This is a genomic window from Skermanella pratensis (assembly GCF_008843145.1).
Classification (GTDB): Bacteria; Pseudomonadota; Alphaproteobacteria; order Azospirillales; family Azospirillaceae; genus Skermanella; species Skermanella pratensis.
On record NZ_CP030265.1, the window covers coordinates 3,438,681 to 3,457,012 of the forward strand.

Here is an 18,332-nt window from a genome sequence, read left to right on the forward strand (position 1 = left end):
GATGAATACGGAGGGGCGGTCAAGGGGTGGAAACCAGCTTCAACCCGATGATGCCGGTGACGATCAGGGCGACGCAGCCCAGCCGCAGGGCACCTGCCGGCTCGCCGTAGATCGCGATACCGGCGATGACGGTTCCCACGGTTCCGATGCCGGTCCAGATCGCATAGGCCGTTCCGAGGGGAAGGGTGCGCAGCGCAAGGCCGAGCAGGCCGAGGCTGATCACCATGCTGCCCGCCGTCAGCAGCGACGGGACGAGACGCGTGAAACCGGCCGTCTGCTTCAGGCCGAGGGCCCAACCGATTTCGAAAGCGCCGGCGAGGAACAACATAACCCAGGCCATCACAGACCTCCCGAGTCCGTGGCTGGGTCGTCCCGGCCTTGAAGAATGGAAAACACGGGGTCGTCCCCGCGCCTGACCCTATTTGGCCCCTCCAGGGGGTAAGTCAAGCTCGAATGAAGTAAACGCCATCACCGAATGTAGGTCGGGTAGAGCGAAGCGGCACCCGACATCAACACTCCAGCTTTTGTCGGGTGCCGCTTCGCTCTACCCGACCTACGGCTTTTCTTGATAATTCTTGATTATCAAGGGTTGTCCGCTCCCCTTTCCATCAATCCCTGAACATCTGTCAGGAGCCTTTCCAGCCCCCGGTCCACCATGCCCAGTTCACGCAGGTGCCCTACGGTGTTCGCCAGATATTCCAGGTTCGGGCCGCGCTCGCCGACGCCCTGCCGGATGTGCCGGATCACGTCGGAGACGCACATCTCGCCGCAATACTGGCGGTGGCCCCGATCGGCGACGAAAGTGCAGGCGCTGACGGTGCCGGCTTCGGTCCAGACCCCGAGCAGTTTGGGCCGATAGACGCCGCTGACCATCTCCCGGTCCCACAGATAGTCCAGGGTCCGGTCCACGAGGCCCGCTTCGACCCTGAAGACCATGCCGCGGCAGGAGCCGCCGCGGTCCAGGCCCAGCACCAGCCCCGGCCGGTCGGGCGTGCCGCGATAGCGGTGGGAATAGACGCAGAACCGCCGATGATATCCCCGCAACAGCGCCTGCCGGCGCTCGACGAAAGGGAATTCGGGATTCCACATCAGCGAGCCGTAGCCGAACACCCAGAGGTCCGTATCGGGCGGAACCATGATCTTGGGGAACGACCGCGCCGCCGGGGACGCGAAGACCATGAGCGGTTCGCCGGAACAAGCGGCGGGTTCCAGCATCGGAGAGTCGCGGGTCTCGGAGGCGTCCTCCGCGACCGCACCGCGGAATGAATCTTCGGCAGACATGATCGTCAGATAGTGCCTCCTCCGTGTCGTCGCCACCGTATCACACATTCAAGCGGCCCTCGACCTCCAACGGCGCAACCGGGTATAAGTCAGCCGCACAACCGTCCAAGGCTTCCCTCATGCGCGCCAAGCCGCTCATCTCCTCGGTCATCCTGCTTGGCCTCATAGCCGCAGGCTACACGGCGTGGTGGTTCTACCTCGCCGGGCGGGTCCGCGACGGCATCGCCGACTGGGTCGCGCAGCAGCGCGCCGAAGCGGCGCTGATCGAGTACCGGGACCTGGAGATCTCCGGGTTTCCCCTATCCCTGACGGCGAGCGCCGCCGACGTTTCGATCCGCCGGGCGGACGGTCTGCAATGGCGCGGGCCGTCGGTGATCGCCCGCGCCCGCCCCTGGTACCCGCTCGACATCGGCGTCGAGCTGCCGGGCAGCCATCAGGCCGGGCTGGTCCAGGAGGGCGGCGAGCCGACCTTCGCCATCGACGCTCCCGCCGGGGCGAGGGGGAGCGTGGAACTGGAGCATTCCGGGGCCGTGCGCCGGATGACGGCAGATCTCGGCCGGTCGACGGTGACTCTGCCCGACGGGCAGCAGGCGAGCCTGGGCCGGGCGGAACTGGCCGCGGCGTTCCCGGAAACACCGCCCGCCGACCATACCGCGACGGCGCTGTCGATCGATGCCCGCCTGACAGGCGTTCGGCCGCCGCCGTCGGTCAAGACCCCGCTGGAGGGAGACATCGAAACGGCGGCTGTCACCGCCCGCATCAAGGGCGCCCTTCCCGACCGCCTGGGCCGGCCGGCCATCGCCGCCTGGAGCGAGAGCGGCGGCACGATCGACGTGGACTCGCTGACGCTGAACTGGGGGCCGCTCCGCATCGCCGGTCAGGGAACGCTGGCCTTCGACGGCGACCTTCAGCCGATCGGGGCGATCAGCGCCGCCGTGGAGGGTGTCAACCCGACCATGGACAGCCTCGCCACGGCCGGCATGGTCCGGCCCGGCGACGCCGCCATGGCGAAGATGGCGCTGACCCTGCTGTCCCGCCGGTCGACGCCGGACAACCAGCCGATCGTCGAGGCGTCGCTGACGGCCCAGGACGGTTGGCTCTATTTCGGCCCGATCCGCCTGCTGAGGATACCGCGCGTCTCCTGGGAGTGAGCGGCGCGAGCCGAACCCGCGTTCAGGCCTGCTTGGCGTCGATGACGCCGCGGCGGATCGCCCGGGTGCGGCTGAACAGCTCTTCCAGCTTGTCGCCCTCGCCCCAGCGGATCGCGCGCTGGAGCGCCGTCAGATCCTCGTTGAAGCGCTGGATGATCTCCAGCACCGCTTCGCGGTTGTTGAGGAACACGTCCCGCCACATCACCGGATCGCTGGCGGCGATGCGGGTGAAGTCGCGGAAGCCGCCGGCCGAGAACTTGATCACCTCGGACTTGGTGTCCTCCTCCAGGTCGGTCGCGGTGCCGACGATGGTGTAGGCGATCAGGTGCGGAAGATGCGACGTGATGGCCAGCACCTTGTCATGGTGCGAAGCCTCCATGAACTCCAGGTTGGAACCGAAGCGGCGCCACATCTCCGCGACCTTGGCGACCGCCTGCTCGTTGGCTCCGGGCGGCGGCGTCAGGATGCACCAGCGGTTCTCGAACAGCTCGGCGAAGCCCGCTTCCGGGCCGGAATGCTCGGTGCCCGCCACGGGATGGCCGGGGACGAGATGGACGCCTTCCGGCAGGTGCGGCGCCACGTCGCGGATCACGGCCTGCTTGACCGATCCCACGTCGGTCACGATCGCTCCGGGCCGGCAATGCGGGCCGATCACCGGCGCTATGTGGGCATAGGCGCCGACGGGCGCGCACAGCACCACCAGGTCGGCGTCCTTGACGACCGCGGCGGCATCGGTGCTCGCGCGGGAAACCAGCCCCAGTTCCATCGCCTTGTCGCAGGTGGCCTGGCTGCGGGCGCTGCAGACGATCTCTCGCGCCATGCCGTCCCGGGCGAGCGCCCGCGCCATGGACGAGCCGATCAGGCCGATGCCGATGAAGGCGACGCGGTCGAACAGGGGCCCGCCGGTCCCGGCCCGCGCTTCGGCGATGTCGGTCGCGCTCATGATTCCCCCTTCAGGAAAGCGGCGACGGCATCGACCACGGCCCGCATCTCCTCCTCGGTTCCGATCGACATGCGCAGGCAGTGCGGCAGCCCGTAGCCGCCCATCTGGCGCACCAGGATGCCGCGCGCCTTCAGGAACTGCCGGGCGGCCTCGGCTGCCCGGTTGCCGTCTGACGACCGGTCGGCGAAGGAGACGAGGACGAAGTTCGCGATGCTGGGATGAACCTCCAGCCCCAGCTCGGTCAGCCGGGTCCCCAGCCACTCGCGCCAGATCTCGTTGTGGCGGCGCGACTCCTCGATGAAGGCCGTGTCCTCGACCGCGGCGACGCCGGCGATCTGGGCGGCGGAGTTCACGTTGAACGGCCCGCGCACGCGGTTCAGCACGTCGGCGATGGCCGGCGGGCAGTAGGCCCAGCCCAGGCGCAGGCCGCCCAGCGCATAGATCTTGGAGAATGTCCTGGTCATCACGACGTTGCCGAACTCCTCCACCAGCTCGGCTCCCGCGGTGTAGTCGGGTCGGTCGACATACTCGGCGTAGGCCGCGTCGATCACCAGCACGACATGCTCGGGCAACCCGGCATGCAGGCGGCGCATCTCGTCCGCGGTCAGGAAGCTGCCGGTCGGGTTGTTCGGGTTGGCGATGAACAGGATCTTCGTGCGCTCGGTCACATGGGCCAGCAGCGCGTCCACATCGGCCTTCAGCCCCTTCTCGGGCGCCGCGACCGGCGTGGCGCCGACCGACCTGGCGGAAATCGGGTACATCAGGAAGCCGTGCGCGCTGTACAGCACCTCGTCGCCCGGACCAGCGTAGGCGCGGGTCAGCAATCCCAGCAGCTCGTCCGATCCGGTGCCGCAGACGATCTGGGCGGCATCGAGCCCGTAGAGCCGGGCCAGCCCGTCGCGCAGCGCCGTCGATCCGCCGTCCGGATACCGGTGCAGTTCCGCAGCCGCGGCCCGGTATGCCTCCACGGCGCGCGGGCTGGGGCCGAGCGCGCCTTCGTTGGAGGCAAGGCGGATCAGCCGGTCGACACCGGGAGCATGGGCCTCGCCGCCGACATAGGGGGAAATGTCGAGGATTCCGGGACGGGGAGCCGGAGCAGACATGGCAACGCTACTTTCCTGATGAAATCAGACAGAGGGGAGCGACGTTCGACGGGTCAAAGCTTCTCGGGGATCAGAGCTTCTTGGGATCGGCGGAGCTTCCGAGCGGCACGGCGTAGCCGCCGATCGGCGTGGTCCGCAACAGGATATCGCCCATGTTGGCCGCGAACGCGGCCAGCCGCTTGTCCTGCAGGTCGACATAATCGGCGACCTCGACCAGATGGAGCGGACCGCCGCCGGTCTCCCGGCCGGTCCAGCTCCGGAAGCTGACGGTGGTCAGGCCGGCGGCTTCAAGCGCCTCCTTCAAGCGCCCGCGGCTGCGGTCCTCGGTCAGCTCGATGCCCAGCAGCGTGCGGTCGTCACCGGTGCGCTCGTGCTGGATCAATGCTATGGCGAGCGCGTCGCGATCGTCGCCGCGGGCGTTGCCGCGGCCGCAGAACGGCAGGCTGGCGACGACGCGCGGGGTCTTGGAGTCCTGGTTCATCAGGTACCGCCACCAGGGATCGTGGTCGTCCTCTTCCGGCATGGGCACAACGCCGACCGTCGCGGTTCCATCGGCCACGGCGCGGATCGCCGCGGCCGGCGTGTTGACCGCCGTCATCGGGATCGAGCTGCCGTAGTGGTCGCGGGCGACGTCCCAGAAGCCGCGCCGGTCCTCCGGCGCATAGACCGCGATGGCGAACGGGCCCTGGATGCGTGAAAAGGTCGCGATCATCTCCCGCCACAGCCGGGCAAGCACCTGCATCGGAAACGGCCCGGTATGGCGCGCGGCTAGTCGCCGCAGGATCGTCGCCTCCCGGCCGGGCCGGACGATCTGGTTGTCCGGTCGTTTGGCGATGCCGATCAGCTCCACCACCTGGGCGCGCCGCATGATCAGATCATGGATCTTGTCATCGATTTCATCGATCTCGCGACGCAGTTCATCGAGCGATGGCGTTGGTGAGGACATGGACTTCAGATCTTGCCGGTCAGGGAGTGGACGGAGCGGTCAACGCAGCCGGATAGTAGTAGTCTCGGCCCCTGGCAAAATCAAAGAAAACGTTGACACCCCCATGGCTTGCTCCCTAGCTATGCGGCTTCCTGGCCAGCAGCTTTGCCCCTACCCTTTCGAAGCAGGTTCGCCCGACCGATGAACGCGTCCATTCCGTTTCGCCAGCCGCCGGGCGTCGCCGAGGCTGCCGGTTCCGTTTCGGAAGGGACGAACCGGCGGGTCGTGCTGGGGACCGACCGGCCGATGCGCCTGGACTGCGGCGTCGAGCTGGCGAACTTCACCGTCGCCTACAGCACCTTCGGGACGCTGAACGCGGACCGGTCCAACGCCGTGATGGTCTGCCATGCGCTGACCGGCGACCATTTCGTGACCGACTACCATCCCGTCTCGGGCAAGCCGGGGTGGTGGAGCATGCTGGTCGGTCCCGGACGGCCGATCGACACCGACCGCTATTTCGTGATCTGCTCCAACGTGATCGGCGGCTGCATGGGAAGCATAGGCCCGGCCGAGACCGATCCCGCGACCGGCAAGCCTTATGGCCTGGGATTCCCGGTCATCACGATCGCCGACATGGTGCGGGCGCAGAAGCTGCTGGTCGATCATCTCGGCATCGACAAGCTGTTCTGCGTGGTCGGCGGCTCCATGGGCGGCATGCAGGTGCTGCAATGGGCGGTCAGCTATCCGGAGCATGTCTTCGCGGCGCTTCCTATCGCGACCGCCGCCCGCCATTCGGCCCAGAACATCGCCTTCCACGAGGTCGGGCGGCAGGCGATCATGGCCGATCCGGACTGGTGCGGCGGCGACTACCTGAACCAGGGAGTGCGGCCGCACCGCGGGCTGGCGGTGGCGCGGATGGCCGCGCACATCACCTACCTGTCGGAGGCGGCGCTTCACCGCAAGTTCGGCCGCAACCTGCAGAACAGACAGGCGGTGACCTATGGTTTCGACGCCGATTTCCAGGTCGAGAGCTACCTGAGGCACCAGGGCATCACCTTCGTCGACCGTTTTGACGCCAACTCGTACCTGTATATCACCCGGGCGATGGATTATTTCGACCTGGCGGCGGAGCATGGCGGCGTTCTCGCCAATGCCTTCCGGTACAAGGACGGACCCACGCCGGTGCGGTTCTGCCTGACCTCGTTCTCCAGCGACTGGCTGTTCCCGACCACCGAGTCCCGGGCCGTCGTCCACGCGCTGAACGCGGTGGCCGCCAATGTCAGCTTCGTCGAGGTCGCGACCGACAAGGGGCACGACGCCTTCCTGCTCGACGAACCGCAATTCCACCAGGTGGTGCGTGGGTTCCTGGACGGCTGCGCCGAACACAGGGGCCTGACCAGGCGGCGGGCGGCCACGGCATGAGCCCGCTCGACGACACCTCCTCCCGGAACCGCCGTTCCGGCACGATCCGCCTCGACCTCAAGCTGATCGCCGACATGGTCGAGCCGGGCAGCCGGGTGCTGGACATCGGCTGCGGCGACGGCGCATTGCTCGATTTCCTGGTCCACGAAAAGGGCGTGGACGGACGCGGGATCGAGCTGAGCATGGACGGGGTGCATACCTGCGTCAGCCATGGCTTGTCGGTGATCCAGGGCGACGCCGAGACGGACCTGAAGGACTATCCGAGCGGCGCCTTCGACTATGTCATTCTCAGCCAGACTCTCCAGGCGATGCGGGCACCCCGCACCGTGCTGGAGGAGCTGGTTCGGATCGGCGACCGGGCCATCGTGTCGTTCCCGAACTTCGGCTATTGGCGGATCCGCATGGCGCTGCTGTGGCTCGGCCGCATGCCGGTGACCGAACGCCTGGGCTATGAATGGTACGAGACGCCGAACATCCATTTCTGCACGATCAAGGATTTCACCAGCCTGTGCGACCGGCTGGATATCAAGATCGACCGCAGCGTGATCCTCGGCCGCGACAACCGCCCCACACGCTTGGCATCGGCCGACCGAACCGCCAACTTCTTCGGCGAGCAGGGCGTCTTCATGCTCCGCCGGAACGGCACGCACGGCTGAGGCCGGCAGACGCGCCGGTCAGAAGCCGACGCAGGCCGGGCGCGTCATGGTCAGCACGGACTGCTGGTTGAAGCGCCGCTTGTAGGCGTCGGCGACCTCCGCGATGCGCGGGCGGTCCCGGGCCGCGTCGGACAGGACGACCACCAGCATCTTGGCCGGCTCCCGCACGATGGTGCCGTTGCCGGTGTCCCGCCACTGGCCGCCGGCATCCAGGACCGTCAGGCCGTCGGGGAAGCGCGGCGTCACCTCCTCGTCCATGAAGCGGCTCCAGTCGGCATCGGTCACGCCCAGGCTGTTCCCGATGTTGCGTCCGAACACGACCTCCGCCACGAGGCCGGGGTTCGCGCCGGGTCCGCAGCCCGCCGCCATCGGGCCGGCGCAGCCGCCGAGCAGGGCAGCCGCCAGTCCCAGCACCGCCAATCCCCTCATCGCCCTCTCCCGCTGCGGTGATTTGCCTGATTGAACGCCTCGGGTCCGGTCTTCATGGTCGCCGCACCTGGAAAGCGGACGGCAATGACTACGGCGATCGATAACACGGGGTTCCAAGACAAGACCTACGATTCCTGGTCGGATTACAGGGTATATGCGGCGGCGGCGCTGGCCATTCTCTACTATGTCGCACTTTGGGGCATTTACCGGCCCTACAACATAGACGATCCCTGGTTCCTGGCGTATTCATACAGTCTTTGTCACAGGCAGAGCGAGCTGGATCTAGCCTTCGGAAACAAGTTCCCGAACGGCATGGGCGGCACGATAGCGTTCGGCAAGTTCGCGGCATATGCCCAATGCGCGTTCTTCGACCGGTTCGGGTGGACGCGAACTTCCCTGGAAGTCCTGTCAAAACTGGTTTCCTTCGCCGGCTTGGGCCTGCTCAGCCTGTTCCTGGCGCGGATCGGCGTCGGCAGACGGATGGTCCTGTGCTACGGGATCGCGTTCATCGTGCTGGAATCGTTCTTCGGCATGGCATCGCAGGCGAAATACGAATGCTTCGTCTTTCTGCTGATGTCCGGGTCGTTGCTGCTGGCATCCCTCGGTCGTCCCTTCATGGCGGGGTTCGTCGCCGCGCTGGCGGTGGAAATCCAACCGATGGGGATAGTGGTCCCTGTCCTGGCTGGTACCTACCTAGCGGTCGCGGCGGACGGATGGCACCATCGGAGGCGGGCATTGGCGGCCCTGACGGCAGGCACTTGCCTCGCGGTACCGGTCTATCTTCTTCTCCACCCCAACATCCTGTCGGCCTTCAATCCGGTGAACCGGATCGACGGCACCTGGCTCTTCCATCCCGGGTTTCTTTACTCCTACTTCTGGGAAACCCAGTACAAGCGCCATCTGCCGGAACTGGCGGTGTTCGCAGCCGCCGTCGCGCTGTACATCCGACGCCGCGACCCCGGTCCGGGCCGCTTGGCCTTCGCCTTCGCAGCGGCGGCGACAGCCGCATCGTTCCTGCTGAAATGGCCCAACTACCATTATACCGTCTTCTGGTACTGGGCGGCGCTGCTCCTCGTGTTCCAGGTGGCCGGAACCTCCCGGCGGGCAAGCTTCATATGCCTGGCCGCCGCACTCTACCTGCTGCCTCAGTACGGGTACGTGTACGCCAGGAACCGCGCCCAGGGATTGTCGGAAGCTCATTTCGCGTCGGTCAGGTCTGCGATTCATGAGATCGCCGGCACGCAGGAGCCGGTTCCCGTCTTCGGTGACTACACGATCTGGTTCGCCATGCCCGAGCTGTTCACCGTGGCGAACCGGGAGAACTTCGCCCTGGCGGGGGAATCCGCCGTGGTGGCCTGCCTGGACGATCCGCCGGTCAGGGAGCCGCAGGCGCTGACCTGTTCCGACATACGCGCGGCCTTCGATCTGGTTGCGGTCCGGGAGATCGACCTGAACAGCATCAGGGTGAAGCTGTTCGTTCCCGCGCGGCCGGATCGACCGGAGCCAGACGCCGGCCTGTAACGTCCGGACCGGTCGGCTGTTGTCCTGGGGAGCAACCGTCCCGAAGGATCCCGTCATGCGTCTGCCGCCACTCGTCGCATTCTACACGGCCCTGGTGCTGGGCTCCCCGGCCGCCCTGGCGCAGGCACCGGCCAATCCGAGCAACGATCCGGCCGACCGGCCCCTGATGACGGCTCCACAGCCCGGCGACCAGACGACGACCGATGAGGTCACCCCGACTCCGGGCATCTCCGGCGAGGCGCCCAGCCGGGAGCTGACCGGCCAGGGCAATACCGGCGTACCGGGCGGCACCCCCCAGGCGGAGGATACGCCCGCCGAGATGACCGGACCCGGCGAGGCCCAGAGCGAAGGAGCCAACCCTCCCCCGGCCATCGGGACGCCGCCGGGCGGGCAACCCCCTCAGCGGTGATGCGGCTCAGCCGGCGACGCGGCGCCTCAACTCGGCGAGCCATCCCTCGACCCGCCGGCGGTTGACCCCCATGTCCGAATAGCCGAACCGCGAGCGGCTGTAGACGGCGACCGTCGACCCGCCGTCTCCCGCCGGCAGTATCGCGACGTCGATATGGTCGGGAAAGCGCAGCACGGCGCTGCGCTGGACCAGCAGCATCCGCATGCCGTCGGGCGACCGTTCCAGAAGGGCCGTGCGCGGGGCCTCCTCGACCAGCGCGAGCATGGCGTCGCGCAGACGTTCCGCCGGGACCGGGAACACGGGACTCTCGGCGTCCGGCCCGGCTTTCGGAGTCGTTCCCGGAGGTGCGACGAGGAACTGGTTCGGCGTGGATGCGCGTTCCAGAGCCGCGAAGTCGGTCAGGGCGCGGTCGCCCGGCGCCCCGTCGGCCCAGGGTCCGAGCTGCCAGCCATACCAGCCGACGGCCGCGAGGAGGATCACGGCCAGCAAGGCTCTGGCGACGGACTTCAGCATGTCGGCTCCTGAGAAAAAGAAAAGCGCGGTACGGCCCCGGCATCGGGTGTAACTTCATGGACGGCACCGGGCAAGGCCGCTCTGGACCCTTGCCAATCCGCATCGGATGCGCCATCTGCGCAGTTTGGTCCATGAAGGCAAGCACCGTACAGATGAGCATATCGCAGCAGCACCTCCCCCGCCCCGTCCATGTCATCGGCGGCGGCCTCGCCGGCAGCGAAGCCGCCTGGCAGATCGCCTCGGCCGGCGTTCCGGTCGTGCTGCACGAGATGCGCCCCGTGCGCAAGACCGACGCCCACCAGACCGATGGGCTGGCGGAAATGGTGTGCTCGAACTCGTTCCGGTCCGACGATGCCGAATACAACGCGGTCGGTCTCCTGCACGAGGAGATGCGCCGCTGCGGATCGCTGATCCTGCGCTGCGCCGACGTCCACAAGGTGCCGGCCGGCGGCGCTCTGGCGGTGGACCGCGACCGCTTCTCGGCGGCCGTGTCCGAGGCGCTGGCGAGCCATCCGCTGGTCACCATCGTCCGGGAGGAGGTCGCCGGCCTGCCGCCGGCCGACTGGGACAGCGTGATCGTCGCGACCGGCCCCCTGACCTCTCCGGCGCTGGCCGAGGCGGTCCGGGAACTGACCGGCGAGGAGAGCCTGGCCTTCTTCGACGCGATCGCGCCGATCGTCTACAAGGAGAGCATCGACCTGTCCAAGGCTTGGTTCCAGTCGCGCTACGACAAGCCCGGCCCCGGCGGTACCGGCCAGGACTATATCAACTGCGCCATGGACAGGGGACAATACGAAGCCTTCATCCAGGCCCTGCTCGACGCGCCCAAGACGGACTTCAAGGAGTGGGAGAAGAACACCCCCTACTTCGAAGGTTGCCTGCCGATCGAGGTGATGGCGTCGCGCGGCATTGACACACTGCGCTATGGCCCGATGAAGCCGGTCGGCCTGACCAACCCCCATACCGGTGGCCGCTCCCACGCGATCGTCCAGCTTCGCCAGGACAACGCGCTGGGCACGCTCTATAATCTGGTCGGTTTCCAGACCAAGATGAAGTATGCCGACCAGACGCGGGTGTTCCGCATGATCCCAGGGCTCGAGAATGCGGAATTCGCGCGCCTGGGAGGCCTGCACCGCAACACCTTCCTGAACAGCCCCAAGCTGCTCGACCGGGAAATGCGCCTGAAGGCGATGCCGAACCTGCGCTTCGCCGGCCAGGTGACCGGCGTAGAGGGCTATGTCGAGTCCGCCGCCATCGGGCTGCTGACCGGCCGCTTCGCCGGAGCCGAACGGCTGGGCAGGACCTGTGCCGCTCCGCCGGCCACGACGGCGCTCGGCGCGCTGCTGAACCACATCACCGGCGGCGCCGACGCCGAGACCTTCCAGCCCATGAACGTCAATTTCGGCCTTTTTCCGGACTTGGAAGGCAAGATCAAGGGCCGGGACCGCAAATTGGCCTATACCAGGCGAGCGCTGAACGACCTGGATGACTGGTTGGGAACGAGGCGGGCCGCGGAGTAACATCGGCGGAGCGGTCAACAGCCGACCGATCCGCATCGGGTACGTCTCGAGGAACAGTCCGGGAAGATGGACAAGCCTGAAGAACGGCAGATGATCGCGGCCGACGTTTCGGCGATCGGCAAAATCGGCGCCGTGCCATCGATCCTGGAAGTGGTTGCGGAGACCACCGGCATGGGATTCGTGACTGTCGCCCGCGTGACGGAGGGCACCTGGACTGCGTGCGCAATCCTCGACAGGATCAGTTTCGGGCTGCCGGTCGGGGGCGAACTCGACGTGAGCACGACCTTGTGCAGCGAAGTGCGGGACAACCGTCTTCCCATCATCATCGACAACGCGGCGGAAGACCTGCGCTATCGCGACCACCACACGCCGAAGCTCTACAACATCAAGAGCTACATCTCGTTTCCGATCTTCAGGGGCAACGGCGAGTATTTCGGCACCCTCTGTGCCATAGACCCCCATCCGGCCAAGGTTTCGGACCCCCGGATCACATCCATGATGGAGGCCTTCTCCAAGCTTATCGGAATGCAGCTGGAAAGCGAGGAGCGGCACCTCAAGGCCCAGGCGGATCTGCTGAGCGAGCAGCAGACATCGGAACTGCGCGAACAGTTCATCGCGGTGCTCGGCCATGATTTGCGCAACCCGCTGTTCGCCATCGAGTCGGGCACCAACCTGCTGTTGCGGAAGAAGCTCGATCCCGCCTCGCGCTCGCTGGTCGAGCATATGCGGACGAGCAGCAGGCGCGCTTCCCGGCTGGTGGGCGACGTGCTCGATTTCGCCCGCGGGCGGCTGGGCGGCGGCATCCCGCTGAATGTGGAGGACGCGCCGGACCTTGAGGAAACCCTGCAACACGTCATCGCGGAGCTGCAGGGCATCCACCCGGCCCGAAGCATCCGCTGCGCCTTCGATATCGCCGAGACCGTCCCCTGCGACCGCGACCGGATCGCCCAGCTGCTGTCCAACCTGCTGACGAACGCGCTGACCCACGGCGCGTCGGACCAGCCGGTGGATGTCGCGGCGTACACGGGCGGCGGAAGCTTCGTCCTCTCGGTCACCAACCGGGGACCGTCGATCCCCGCCGAGATGCTGCCGAAGCTGTTCCGGCCGTTCCAGCGGTCGGTCGCCGCCGCTCCGCAGGACGGGCTGGGCCTCGGCCTCTACATCGCCTCCCAGATCGCCGAGTCCCATGGCGGGCGGATGGATGCGTCCTCATCGCCGGAAGCCGGCACGGGTTTCAGGTTCACCATGCCGCTGCGGGGCGGCCGGGCCGGCTAATACCTGCCCGTCATCGCCCGCCACGCCAGCCGGGCCTGCCGGAACGGGTTGGGCATCTGGACACGCGGGGCGAAGACGTCGTTGCCGGCCTTTCCGATGACGCCAAGATAAATGTCGGCGAGGGTCGCGGTCAGCAGCGCCGGATGTCCCGCGCGCGGCACCTGTCCGCGCAATGCCCGCGCCTCCTCAAGATGCGTCCGCGCCATCGCGGCCACCTCGGACACGACGCCCTTCAACCCTTCGGGCGGCTTCAGGTCGAACAGGCTCCGCTCCGAGACGCCATGGCGCTCCAGCACCTCCCTGGGCAGGTACAGCCGATGGCTGCGGGCATGGAAGGGTACCGCGCGCAACAGCCCGGTCAGCGCCCAGGCGGTGCCGACATGCCGGGCCGCGGAAGCGGCCGGCGCATCGCGCACGCCCAGGATCTCCAGCGCGAGCTTGGCCAGCGGGGCCGACGTGACCTCCGCATAGCTGGCCAGGCAGGTCTTGTCGGCCGGCGGCTCGTCGGTCAGGTCGGCTTCCCGGCCATCGATCAGCGTTTCGAAATGGGCGCGGGTCAGGTCGAAGCGGCGGATCGCGTCGGCCAGCGGCGCCAGCACCTCGTGACGCCGTCCGGCCCCGGCATACACCTCGCCGATGCTGTCGTGCCACCACTGCAGCCGGATCTGGCCGAGGACGGGTTCGGTAACCACCTCCCTGGTCTTGGCGATCTCCAGGTTGAAGGCGTAGAGCGCGAACAGCGCCTCGCGCCGGTCGGGCGGGGCGAACAGGCAGGTCAGGAACCGATCGTTGTCGTATTTCCGGACCTCCTGCCCGCAATAGGACAGGGCCGCGTCGGAGTTAGCCATGAAATTTCGAGGGAAGCCGCATCGTGACGAAGGAAACCAGTGCCAACATGCTCTATAGTGGACCTCTGGCGCCATGACATATTGGCCTCGCGCGGCTGATCGGCCAGACCCTGAAGCCCGACCTCGCTCAACGCGGACACCCATGGCCGAGTTCAACATCGCACCGCCCGCCACAGGAAGCACCGAACCGTCAGCGAAGAAGGACGCGAGCGGGGAGAATTTCCCGGTTGCATCGCGGCTGCTGCCGAAACGCCTCCGCCCGCACGTGATGGCATTCTATCATTTCGTGCGCCTGGGCGACGACATCGCCGACGATCCCGATCTGGAGCCGGAACTGAAGCTGAGCCACCTGGACGCGCTGGAGCGCGCGCTGGTCAAGGGCGAGGCCCACAGCGCCTATCTCCAGCCCGCGCTGGACCTGCACGCCAGCCTGAAGCTGACCCGGATCCCCGACACCCACGCCCGGCAGGTGCTCCAGGCCTTCCGGCGCGACGCCAAGAGCACGCCGTGCCGGACCTGGAGCGACCTGATGCTCTATTGCCGCTATTCGGCGGCGCCGGTCGGCCGCTATCTGCTGGACCTCCATGGCGAGGGGGCGAAGGCGGTCGGGCCGTCGGACGCGCTGTGCGCGGCGCTCCAGATCCTCAACCATCTTCAGGACTGCCGGGAGGACTGGGTCGAGCTGGGGCGCTGCTATATCCCGCGGATCTGGTTCGAGCAGTCCAAGGTCAGCCCGGAACGGCTGGTCGAGCGCAGCTCGAACGACCAGCTGCGCGCGATCCTGGACCGCACCCTGGACGAGGTGGACAAGCTTCTGGAACGCGCGGCGCCGCTTCCCGGCCTGGTCGTCCATCGCGGGCTCCGGCTGGAAAGCGCCGTGATCCTCAGCCTCGCGCGGGCGCTGTCGCGGCAGCTCCGCCGGCAGGACCCGCTGGCCCGCCGGGTAAAGCTGACCACGCCCGCCAGGGTCGTGGCGACGTTCCAGGGCATCGTGGCCGGACTGAGCACCAGATGACTGCGCAGATGGCCGATTCCGCTGCCCCGGGAGAGATCGCGGGGAAGTCCGGCACGACCTTCTTCTGGCCCATGCTGCTGCTGCCCCGGCGCAAGCGAGCCGCCATGTTCGCGATCTACGCCTTCTGCCGGCAGGTCGACGACATCGTCGACGAGCCGGGGCCGGTGGAGGAGAAGCGGGCGGCGCTGGCCGCCTGGCGGGAGCAGATCCGCTCCCTCTATCTGGGCGGGGCACCGGTCGGGCCGGTCGCCGCCGGCCTCGCCGACGCCATCGCCCGCTACCACCTGCCCCGCGGCGAGCTGGAAGCGGTGATCGACGGCATGGCGATGGACCTGGGAACGCCCCTGCGGGCGCCGCCGCTCGATACGCTCCGCGTCTATTGCCGGCGGGTCGCCGGCGCGGTCGGCCTGCTGACGATCCGCGTGTTCGACCGGGCCGACGCCGAGACCGAGGCCTTCGCCCTGGCCGTCGGCGACGCGCTCCAGATGACCAACATCCTGCGCGACCTGGAGGAGGACGCATCGATCGGACGCCTCTATCTCCCGCGGGAGCTTCTGGTCCGCGCCGGCATCTCCGCGAGTGATCCGGCGGAGGTCCTGCGCCACCCCAACCTGGGCAAGGCATGCGACGCGGTGGCGGACATGGCGGAGGCCCGGTTCGCCGAGGCCGACCGCCTGATGGCGGGCTGGCCGAGGCGCCGACTGTGGGCGGCCCGCGCCATGATGATGCTGTACCGGCGCATGCTGGAGCGGCTGCGGGCACGGGGCTGGCACGACATGGGACGACGGCCGCGCCTGCCCCGGTCGGAAAAGGCCTGGGTGACGCTGCGCTGCATGGTCGGACGGCCACCCCGGAGTTGAAGCCGCCATGAGCACCGTCCACGTCGTCGGCGCCGGCATGGCCGGCCTGGCCGCTGCCGTAGCCCTGTCCGGCAGCGGGCGCCGCGTCATCCTCCACGAGGGTGCCGGACAGGCGGGGGGCCGCTGCCGGTCCCTGCACGACGGCGTGCTGGATCGGACGATCGACAACGGCAACCACCTGCTGCTGGGCGGCAACCGCGCGGTGTTCGCGCTGCTCGACCGGATCGGCGCCCGCGACCGGCTGGTCGCCGCGGCGGACCCGGCGGAGTTCCCCTTCCTGGACCTCGGCACGGGGGAACGGTGGGCGTTGCGGCCCAACGACGGCGCCCTGCCCTGGTGGATGCTGGTACCGGGCCGCCGGGTTCCCGGCACGCGTCTGCGCGACTACCTGGCGCTGGCCAGGCTGCTGCGGGCACCCGGGCACGCGACGGTGGCGGACTGCCTGGATCCGGAATCGGTGCTCTACCGACGCCTGTGGGAGCCGCTGGCGGTCGCGGCGCTGAACATCGCGCCGGACCGCGGATCGGCGCGCCTGATGGGCGCCGTCGTGGCCGAGACCTTCCTGCGCGGCGGTGCTGCCTGCCGGCCCTTCGTCGCCGCGCGGGGCCTGTCCGACACCTTCGTCGATCCGGCGCTGTCCTATCTGGCGGCACGGGGCTGCGACCTGAGGCTGAAGGCGCGGCTGCGGCGGCTCGTGACGGAAGACGGACGGGTCACGGCCCTGGAGTTCGCCGGCGAGACGGTGGAACTGCGGCCGGGCGACGCGGTGGTGCTCGCCCTGCCGCCGGCCGGCGCCGCCGAACTGCTGCCCGGATTGACGGTACCGGAGGCGCATACGGCCATCCTGAACGCCCACTACCGGCTGGACCGCCCGGCGGTGCTTCCGGGCGGAAAGATCTTCCTGGGCCTGATCGGCGGGACGGCGGAGTGGCTGTTCGCCCGGGACGACGTCGTGTCGGTCACCGTGAGCGCCGCCGACCGGCTGATGGACCGGCCGGCCGAGGAGCTGGCGTCCCTGCTGTGGCGCGACGTCGCGACCGCCTGCGGCCTGGACCCGGCGATGCCGCCCGCCCGCATCATCAAGGAGAAGCGGGCCACGTTCCGCCAGACCCCGGCCGACTCGGAGCGCCGCCCGGTCGCCGCAACAGACCTGCCGAACCTGTCCCTGGCCGGTGATTGGACCGCGACCGGCCTTCCGGCCACCATCGAAGGAGCGATCCGGTCAGGAAACAAGGCCGCCGCCACGGTGTTAGACTCTTCATCGGCCGAAAGGCCGGCGAGGACCGCGATGCAGGCTTCACAACGGCGCCCGCTCGACATATCTCAACGGGCGTAGCCTCAAGCAAATTTGCCCCGGCGACCCTTCGCCGCGGCATGTGTCCCGAAAAAAACGAAATGAGGAACCGATGGCCTTTGAACTTCCCCCGCTGCCGTACGCGTATGATGCGCTGGATCCCTACATGTCGGCGCAGACGCTGCAGTTCCACCACGACAAGCATCATCAGGCCTACGTCACCACCCTCAACAACCTGATCAAGGACACCCCCCTGGCGGACAAGTCGCTTGAGGAGATCTGCAAGGCGTCCTACGGCGACTCGTCCAAGCAGACCATCTTCAACAATGCCGGGCAGCACTGGAACCACACGCTGTTCTGGCAGATGATGAAGAAGGGTGGCGGCGGCGCCATTCCGGGCGAGTTGGAGGCCAAGATCAAGGAGGATCTGGGCGGCATCGACCAGTTCAAGGAAGCCTTCACCCAGGCCGGCATGACGCAGTTCGGCAGCGGCTGGGCATGGCTGGTGGTCGACGGCGGCAAGCTGAAGGTCACCAAGACCCCGAACGGCGAGAACCCGCTGGTCCACGGCCAGACCGCCCTGCTCGGCTGCGACGTGTGGGAGCACTCCTACTACCTGGATTACCAGAACCGGCGCGCCGATTACCTCAAGGCGTACCTGGACAACATGGTGAACTGGGAATTCGTCGCCGAATTGTACAGCAAGGCCTGACCGGTCTTGAGGAACGGAAAAAGGGGCCCGCCGGGCCCCTTTTTTCATACGCCGCGACGCCGGTATCGTCAGACGGGCAGGAGGGCCGCGGCGACGCGCCGTTCCTCGGACAGAAGCACGTTGTAGGTACGGCAGGCGGCGCCCGTCTCCATCACGTCGACGACGATGCCGGACTCGCGCAGTTCGCGGCGGAGCTTGGACGGCAGCAAGCCCATCTTGGGACCGGAGCCGAGCAGAAGAATCTCCACCGGCGGCTCCGCGCCGCGGATCACGCTGAAGCTCTCGACCGTCAGCTCGGCGAAGCTCCCGGTTTCCCATCCCTGGGTGCGGTCGGGAAACACCAGAACCGGCCCTTCGTACAGGGTCCCGCTGACCCGGAAGATGCCCGGGCCGTAGGAATCGATGACCTGACGGTCTGCTGGTATCAGCGGCGTCACATCCATGATCGTCTCTTT

20 protein-coding genes are annotated in these 18,332 nt (G+C 67.8%); 11 read left to right on the forward strand and 9 right to left on the reverse strand.

The annotated features are described in order from the left end of the window. Positions 1–19: 19 nt before the first annotated feature. Entirely contained in the window at positions 20–340 is a 321-nt protein-coding gene (locus DPR14_RS15645; protein ID WP_158045975.1) for a DMT family transporter, read from the reverse strand. A 242-nt stretch (positions 341–582) separates the two neighbouring features. Next, positions 583–1,281, reverse strand: coding sequence for a gamma-glutamylcyclotransferase (locus DPR14_RS15650; RefSeq protein WP_246148212.1), 699 nt, complete (start codon positions 1,279–1,281; stop codon positions 583–585). Positions 1,282–1,400: 119 nt separating this feature from the next. On the opposite strand from DPR14_RS15650, the gene DPR14_RS15655 reads away from it, so the two are divergent. After that, the gene (locus tag DPR14_RS15655) at positions 1,401–2,432 is read left to right on the forward strand and encodes a DUF2125 domain-containing protein (RefSeq protein WP_158045976.1); all 1,032 of its coding nucleotides are present in this window, start codon (positions 1,401–1,403) and stop codon (positions 2,430–2,432) included. Positions 2,433–2,454: 22 nt separating this feature from the next. On the opposite strand, the gene DPR14_RS15660 is transcribed toward DPR14_RS15655, so the two are convergent. The 3 genes from DPR14_RS15660 to DPR14_RS15670 form a co-directional block, all read right to left on the reverse strand. After that, a complete protein-coding gene (locus DPR14_RS15660) occupies positions 2,455–3,375 on the reverse strand; it encodes a prephenate/arogenate dehydrogenase family protein (protein WP_158045977.1) in 921 nt (306 codons plus the stop codon). Next, positions 3,372–4,478 (reverse strand): histidinol-phosphate transaminase, encoded by a 1,107-nt coding sequence (hisC, locus tag DPR14_RS15665; protein WP_158045978.1) that lies wholly within the window; start codon positions 4,476–4,478, stop codon positions 3,372–3,374. The genes DPR14_RS15660 and hisC overlap by 4 nt, the downstream gene beginning before the upstream one ends. Before the next feature lie 70 nt (positions 4,479–4,548). Then, positions 4,549–5,424 carry a chorismate mutase gene (locus DPR14_RS15670; RefSeq protein WP_158045979.1) on the reverse strand — a complete coding sequence of 292 codons (876 nt, stop codon included), beginning with the start codon at positions 5,422–5,424 and terminating at the stop codon, positions 4,549–4,551. A gap of 180 nt (positions 5,425–5,604) precedes the next feature. On the opposite strand from DPR14_RS15670, the gene metX reads away from it, so the two are divergent. Together metX and metW are read left to right on the forward strand one after the other, a co-directional pair. Further along, positions 5,605–6,825 carry a homoserine O-acetyltransferase MetX gene (metX, locus tag DPR14_RS15675; RefSeq protein ID WP_158045980.1) on the forward strand — a complete coding sequence of 407 codons (1,221 nt, stop codon included), beginning with the start codon at positions 5,605–5,607 and terminating at the stop codon, positions 6,823–6,825. Beyond that, positions 6,822–7,481 carry a methionine biosynthesis protein MetW gene (gene metW, locus DPR14_RS15680; protein ID WP_158045981.1) on the forward strand — a complete coding sequence of 220 codons (660 nt, stop codon included), beginning with the start codon at positions 6,822–6,824 and terminating at the stop codon, positions 7,479–7,481. The genes metX and metW overlap by 4 nt, the downstream gene beginning before the upstream one ends. A gap of 18 nt (positions 7,482–7,499) precedes the next feature. Here metW and DPR14_RS15685 read toward each other — a convergent pair whose 3' ends face one another. Beyond that, on the reverse strand, positions 7,500–7,910 hold the full coding sequence (locus DPR14_RS15685) for a DUF3574 domain-containing protein (protein ID WP_158045982.1): 411 nt from the start codon (positions 7,908–7,910) through the stop codon (positions 7,500–7,502). A gap of 84 nt (positions 7,911–7,994) precedes the next feature. On the opposite strand from DPR14_RS15685, the gene DPR14_RS15690 reads away from it, so the two are divergent. Together DPR14_RS15690 and DPR14_RS15695 are read left to right on the forward strand one after the other, a co-directional pair. Then, on the forward strand, positions 7,995–9,431 hold the full coding sequence (locus DPR14_RS15690; protein WP_158045983.1) for a hypothetical protein: 1,437 nt from the start codon (positions 7,995–7,997) through the stop codon (positions 9,429–9,431). Between the two features lie 55 nt (positions 9,432–9,486). Further along, positions 9,487–9,840 (forward strand): hypothetical protein, encoded by a 354-nt coding sequence (locus DPR14_RS15695; protein WP_158045984.1) that lies wholly within the window; start codon positions 9,487–9,489, stop codon positions 9,838–9,840. Between the two features lie 6 nt (positions 9,841–9,846). Here DPR14_RS15695 and DPR14_RS15700 read toward each other — a convergent pair whose 3' ends face one another. Next, positions 9,847–10,353, reverse strand: coding sequence for a DUF1499 domain-containing protein (locus DPR14_RS15700; protein ID WP_158045985.1), 507 nt, complete (start codon positions 10,351–10,353; stop codon positions 9,847–9,849). Between the two features lie 152 nt (positions 10,354–10,505). Here DPR14_RS15700 and trmFO point away from each other — a divergent pair, with 152 nt between their 5' ends. Together trmFO and DPR14_RS15710 are read left to right on the forward strand one after the other, a co-directional pair. Next, on the forward strand, positions 10,506–11,873 hold the full coding sequence (trmFO, locus tag DPR14_RS15705; protein WP_158045986.1) for a methylenetetrahydrofolate--tRNA-(uracil(54)-C(5))-methyltransferase (FADH(2)-oxidizing) TrmFO: 1,368 nt from the start codon (positions 10,506–10,508) through the stop codon (positions 11,871–11,873). 66 nt (positions 11,874–11,939) lie between these two features. Next, positions 11,940–13,148 carry a GAF domain-containing sensor histidine kinase gene (locus tag DPR14_RS15710; RefSeq protein WP_158045987.1) on the forward strand — a complete coding sequence of 403 codons (1,209 nt, stop codon included), beginning with the start codon at positions 11,940–11,942 and terminating at the stop codon, positions 13,146–13,148. On the opposite strand, the gene DPR14_RS15715 is transcribed toward DPR14_RS15710, so the two are convergent. Next, positions 13,145–13,996, reverse strand: coding sequence for a phytoene/squalene synthase family protein (locus DPR14_RS15715; RefSeq protein WP_158045988.1), 852 nt, complete (start codon positions 13,994–13,996; stop codon positions 13,145–13,147). The two genes, DPR14_RS15710 and DPR14_RS15715, sit on opposite strands and share 4 nt — an antisense overlap. Positions 13,997–14,138: 142 nt before the next feature. On the opposite strand from DPR14_RS15715, the gene hpnC reads away from it, so the two are divergent. The 4 genes from hpnC to DPR14_RS15735 all read left to right on the forward strand — a co-directional run bounded on the left by hpnC (position 14,139) and on the right by DPR14_RS15735 (position 17,877). After that, positions 14,139–15,011: a squalene synthase HpnC gene (hpnC, locus tag DPR14_RS15720; RefSeq protein WP_158045989.1), complete on the forward strand. Its 873-nt coding sequence runs from the start codon at positions 14,139–14,141 to the stop codon at positions 15,009–15,011. 8 nt (positions 15,012–15,019) lie between these two features. Next, positions 15,020–15,871 (forward strand): presqualene diphosphate synthase HpnD, encoded by an 852-nt coding sequence (gene hpnD, locus DPR14_RS15725; RefSeq protein ID WP_246148213.1) that lies wholly within the window; start codon positions 15,020–15,022, stop codon positions 15,869–15,871. Positions 15,872–15,878: 7 nt separating this feature from the next. Continuing rightward, a complete protein-coding gene (gene hpnE / locus DPR14_RS15730) occupies positions 15,879–17,207 on the forward strand; it encodes a hydroxysqualene dehydroxylase HpnE (RefSeq protein ID WP_158045991.1) in 1,329 nt (442 codons plus the stop codon). A 70-nt stretch (positions 17,208–17,277) separates the two neighbouring features. Next, positions 17,278–17,877, forward strand: a complete 600-nt coding sequence (locus DPR14_RS15735) for a superoxide dismutase (RefSeq protein ID WP_158045992.1) — start codon at positions 17,278–17,280, stop codon at positions 17,875–17,877. Between the two features lie 68 nt (positions 17,878–17,945). Here DPR14_RS15735 and DPR14_RS15740 read toward each other — a convergent pair whose 3' ends face one another. After that, positions 17,946–18,320 (reverse strand): Mth938-like domain-containing protein, encoded by a 375-nt coding sequence (locus DPR14_RS15740; RefSeq protein ID WP_158045993.1) that lies wholly within the window; start codon positions 18,318–18,320, stop codon positions 17,946–17,948. Between the last annotated feature and the right edge of the window lie 12 nt (positions 18,321–18,332).

Bases quoted from the DNA above. Each gene is read 5' to 3' on its own strand.
- DPR14_RS15670 (WP_158045979.1), bottom strand. From the start codon at position 5,424: ATGTCCTCACCAACGCCATCGCTCGATGAACTGCGTCGCGAGATCGAT.
- hpnD (WP_246148213.1), top strand. From the start codon at position 15,020: ATGGCCGATTCCGCTGCCCCGGGAGAGATCGCGGGGAAGTCCGGCACG.
- DPR14_RS15740 (WP_158045993.1), bottom strand. From the start codon at position 18,320: ATGGATGTGACGCCGCTGATACCAGCAGACCGTCAGGTCATCGATTCC.
- trmFO (WP_158045986.1), top strand. From the start codon at position 10,506: ATGAGCATATCGCAGCAGCACCTCCCCCGCCCCGTCCATGTCATCGGC.
- DPR14_RS15645 (WP_158045975.1), bottom strand. From the start codon at position 340: ATGGCCTGGGTTATGTTGTTCCTCGCCGGCGCTTTCGAAATCGGTTGG.
- DPR14_RS15710 (WP_158045987.1), top strand. From the start codon at position 11,940: ATGGACAAGCCTGAAGAACGGCAGATGATCGCGGCCGACGTTTCGGCG.
- DPR14_RS15685 (WP_158045982.1), bottom strand. From the start codon at position 7,910: ATGAGGGGATTGGCGGTGCTGGGACTGGCGGCTGCCCTGCTCGGCGGC.
- hpnE (WP_158045991.1), top strand. From the start codon at position 15,879: ATGAGCACCGTCCACGTCGTCGGCGCCGGCATGGCCGGCCTGGCCGCT.
- hisC (WP_158045978.1), bottom strand. From the start codon at position 4,478: ATGTCTGCTCCGGCTCCCCGTCCCGGAATCCTCGACATTTCCCCCTAT.
- DPR14_RS15660 (WP_158045977.1), bottom strand. From the start codon at position 3,375: ATGAGCGCGACCGACATCGCCGAAGCGCGGGCCGGGACCGGCGGGCCC.
- DPR14_RS15715 (WP_158045988.1), bottom strand. From the start codon at position 13,996: ATGGCTAACTCCGACGCGGCCCTGTCCTATTGCGGGCAGGAGGTCCGG.
- DPR14_RS15690 (WP_158045983.1), top strand. From the start codon at position 7,995: ATGACTACGGCGATCGATAACACGGGGTTCCAAGACAAGACCTACGAT.
- hpnC (WP_158045989.1), top strand. From the start codon at position 14,139: ATGGCCGAGTTCAACATCGCACCGCCCGCCACAGGAAGCACCGAACCG.
- metX (WP_158045980.1), top strand. From the start codon at position 5,605: ATGAACGCGTCCATTCCGTTTCGCCAGCCGCCGGGCGTCGCCGAGGCT.
- DPR14_RS15700 (WP_158045985.1), bottom strand. From the start codon at position 10,353: ATGCTGAAGTCCGTCGCCAGAGCCTTGCTGGCCGTGATCCTCCTCGCG.
- DPR14_RS15655 (WP_158045976.1), top strand. From the start codon at position 1,401: ATGCGCGCCAAGCCGCTCATCTCCTCGGTCATCCTGCTTGGCCTCATA.
- DPR14_RS15735 (WP_158045992.1), top strand. From the start codon at position 17,278: ATGGCCTTTGAACTTCCCCCGCTGCCGTACGCGTATGATGCGCTGGAT.
- DPR14_RS15650 (WP_246148212.1), bottom strand. From the start codon at position 1,281: ATGTCTGCCGAAGATTCATTCCGCGGTGCGGTCGCGGAGGACGCCTCC.
- DPR14_RS15695 (WP_158045984.1), top strand. From the start codon at position 9,487: ATGCGTCTGCCGCCACTCGTCGCATTCTACACGGCCCTGGTGCTGGGC.
- metW (WP_158045981.1), top strand. From the start codon at position 6,822: ATGAGCCCGCTCGACGACACCTCCTCCCGGAACCGCCGTTCCGGCACG.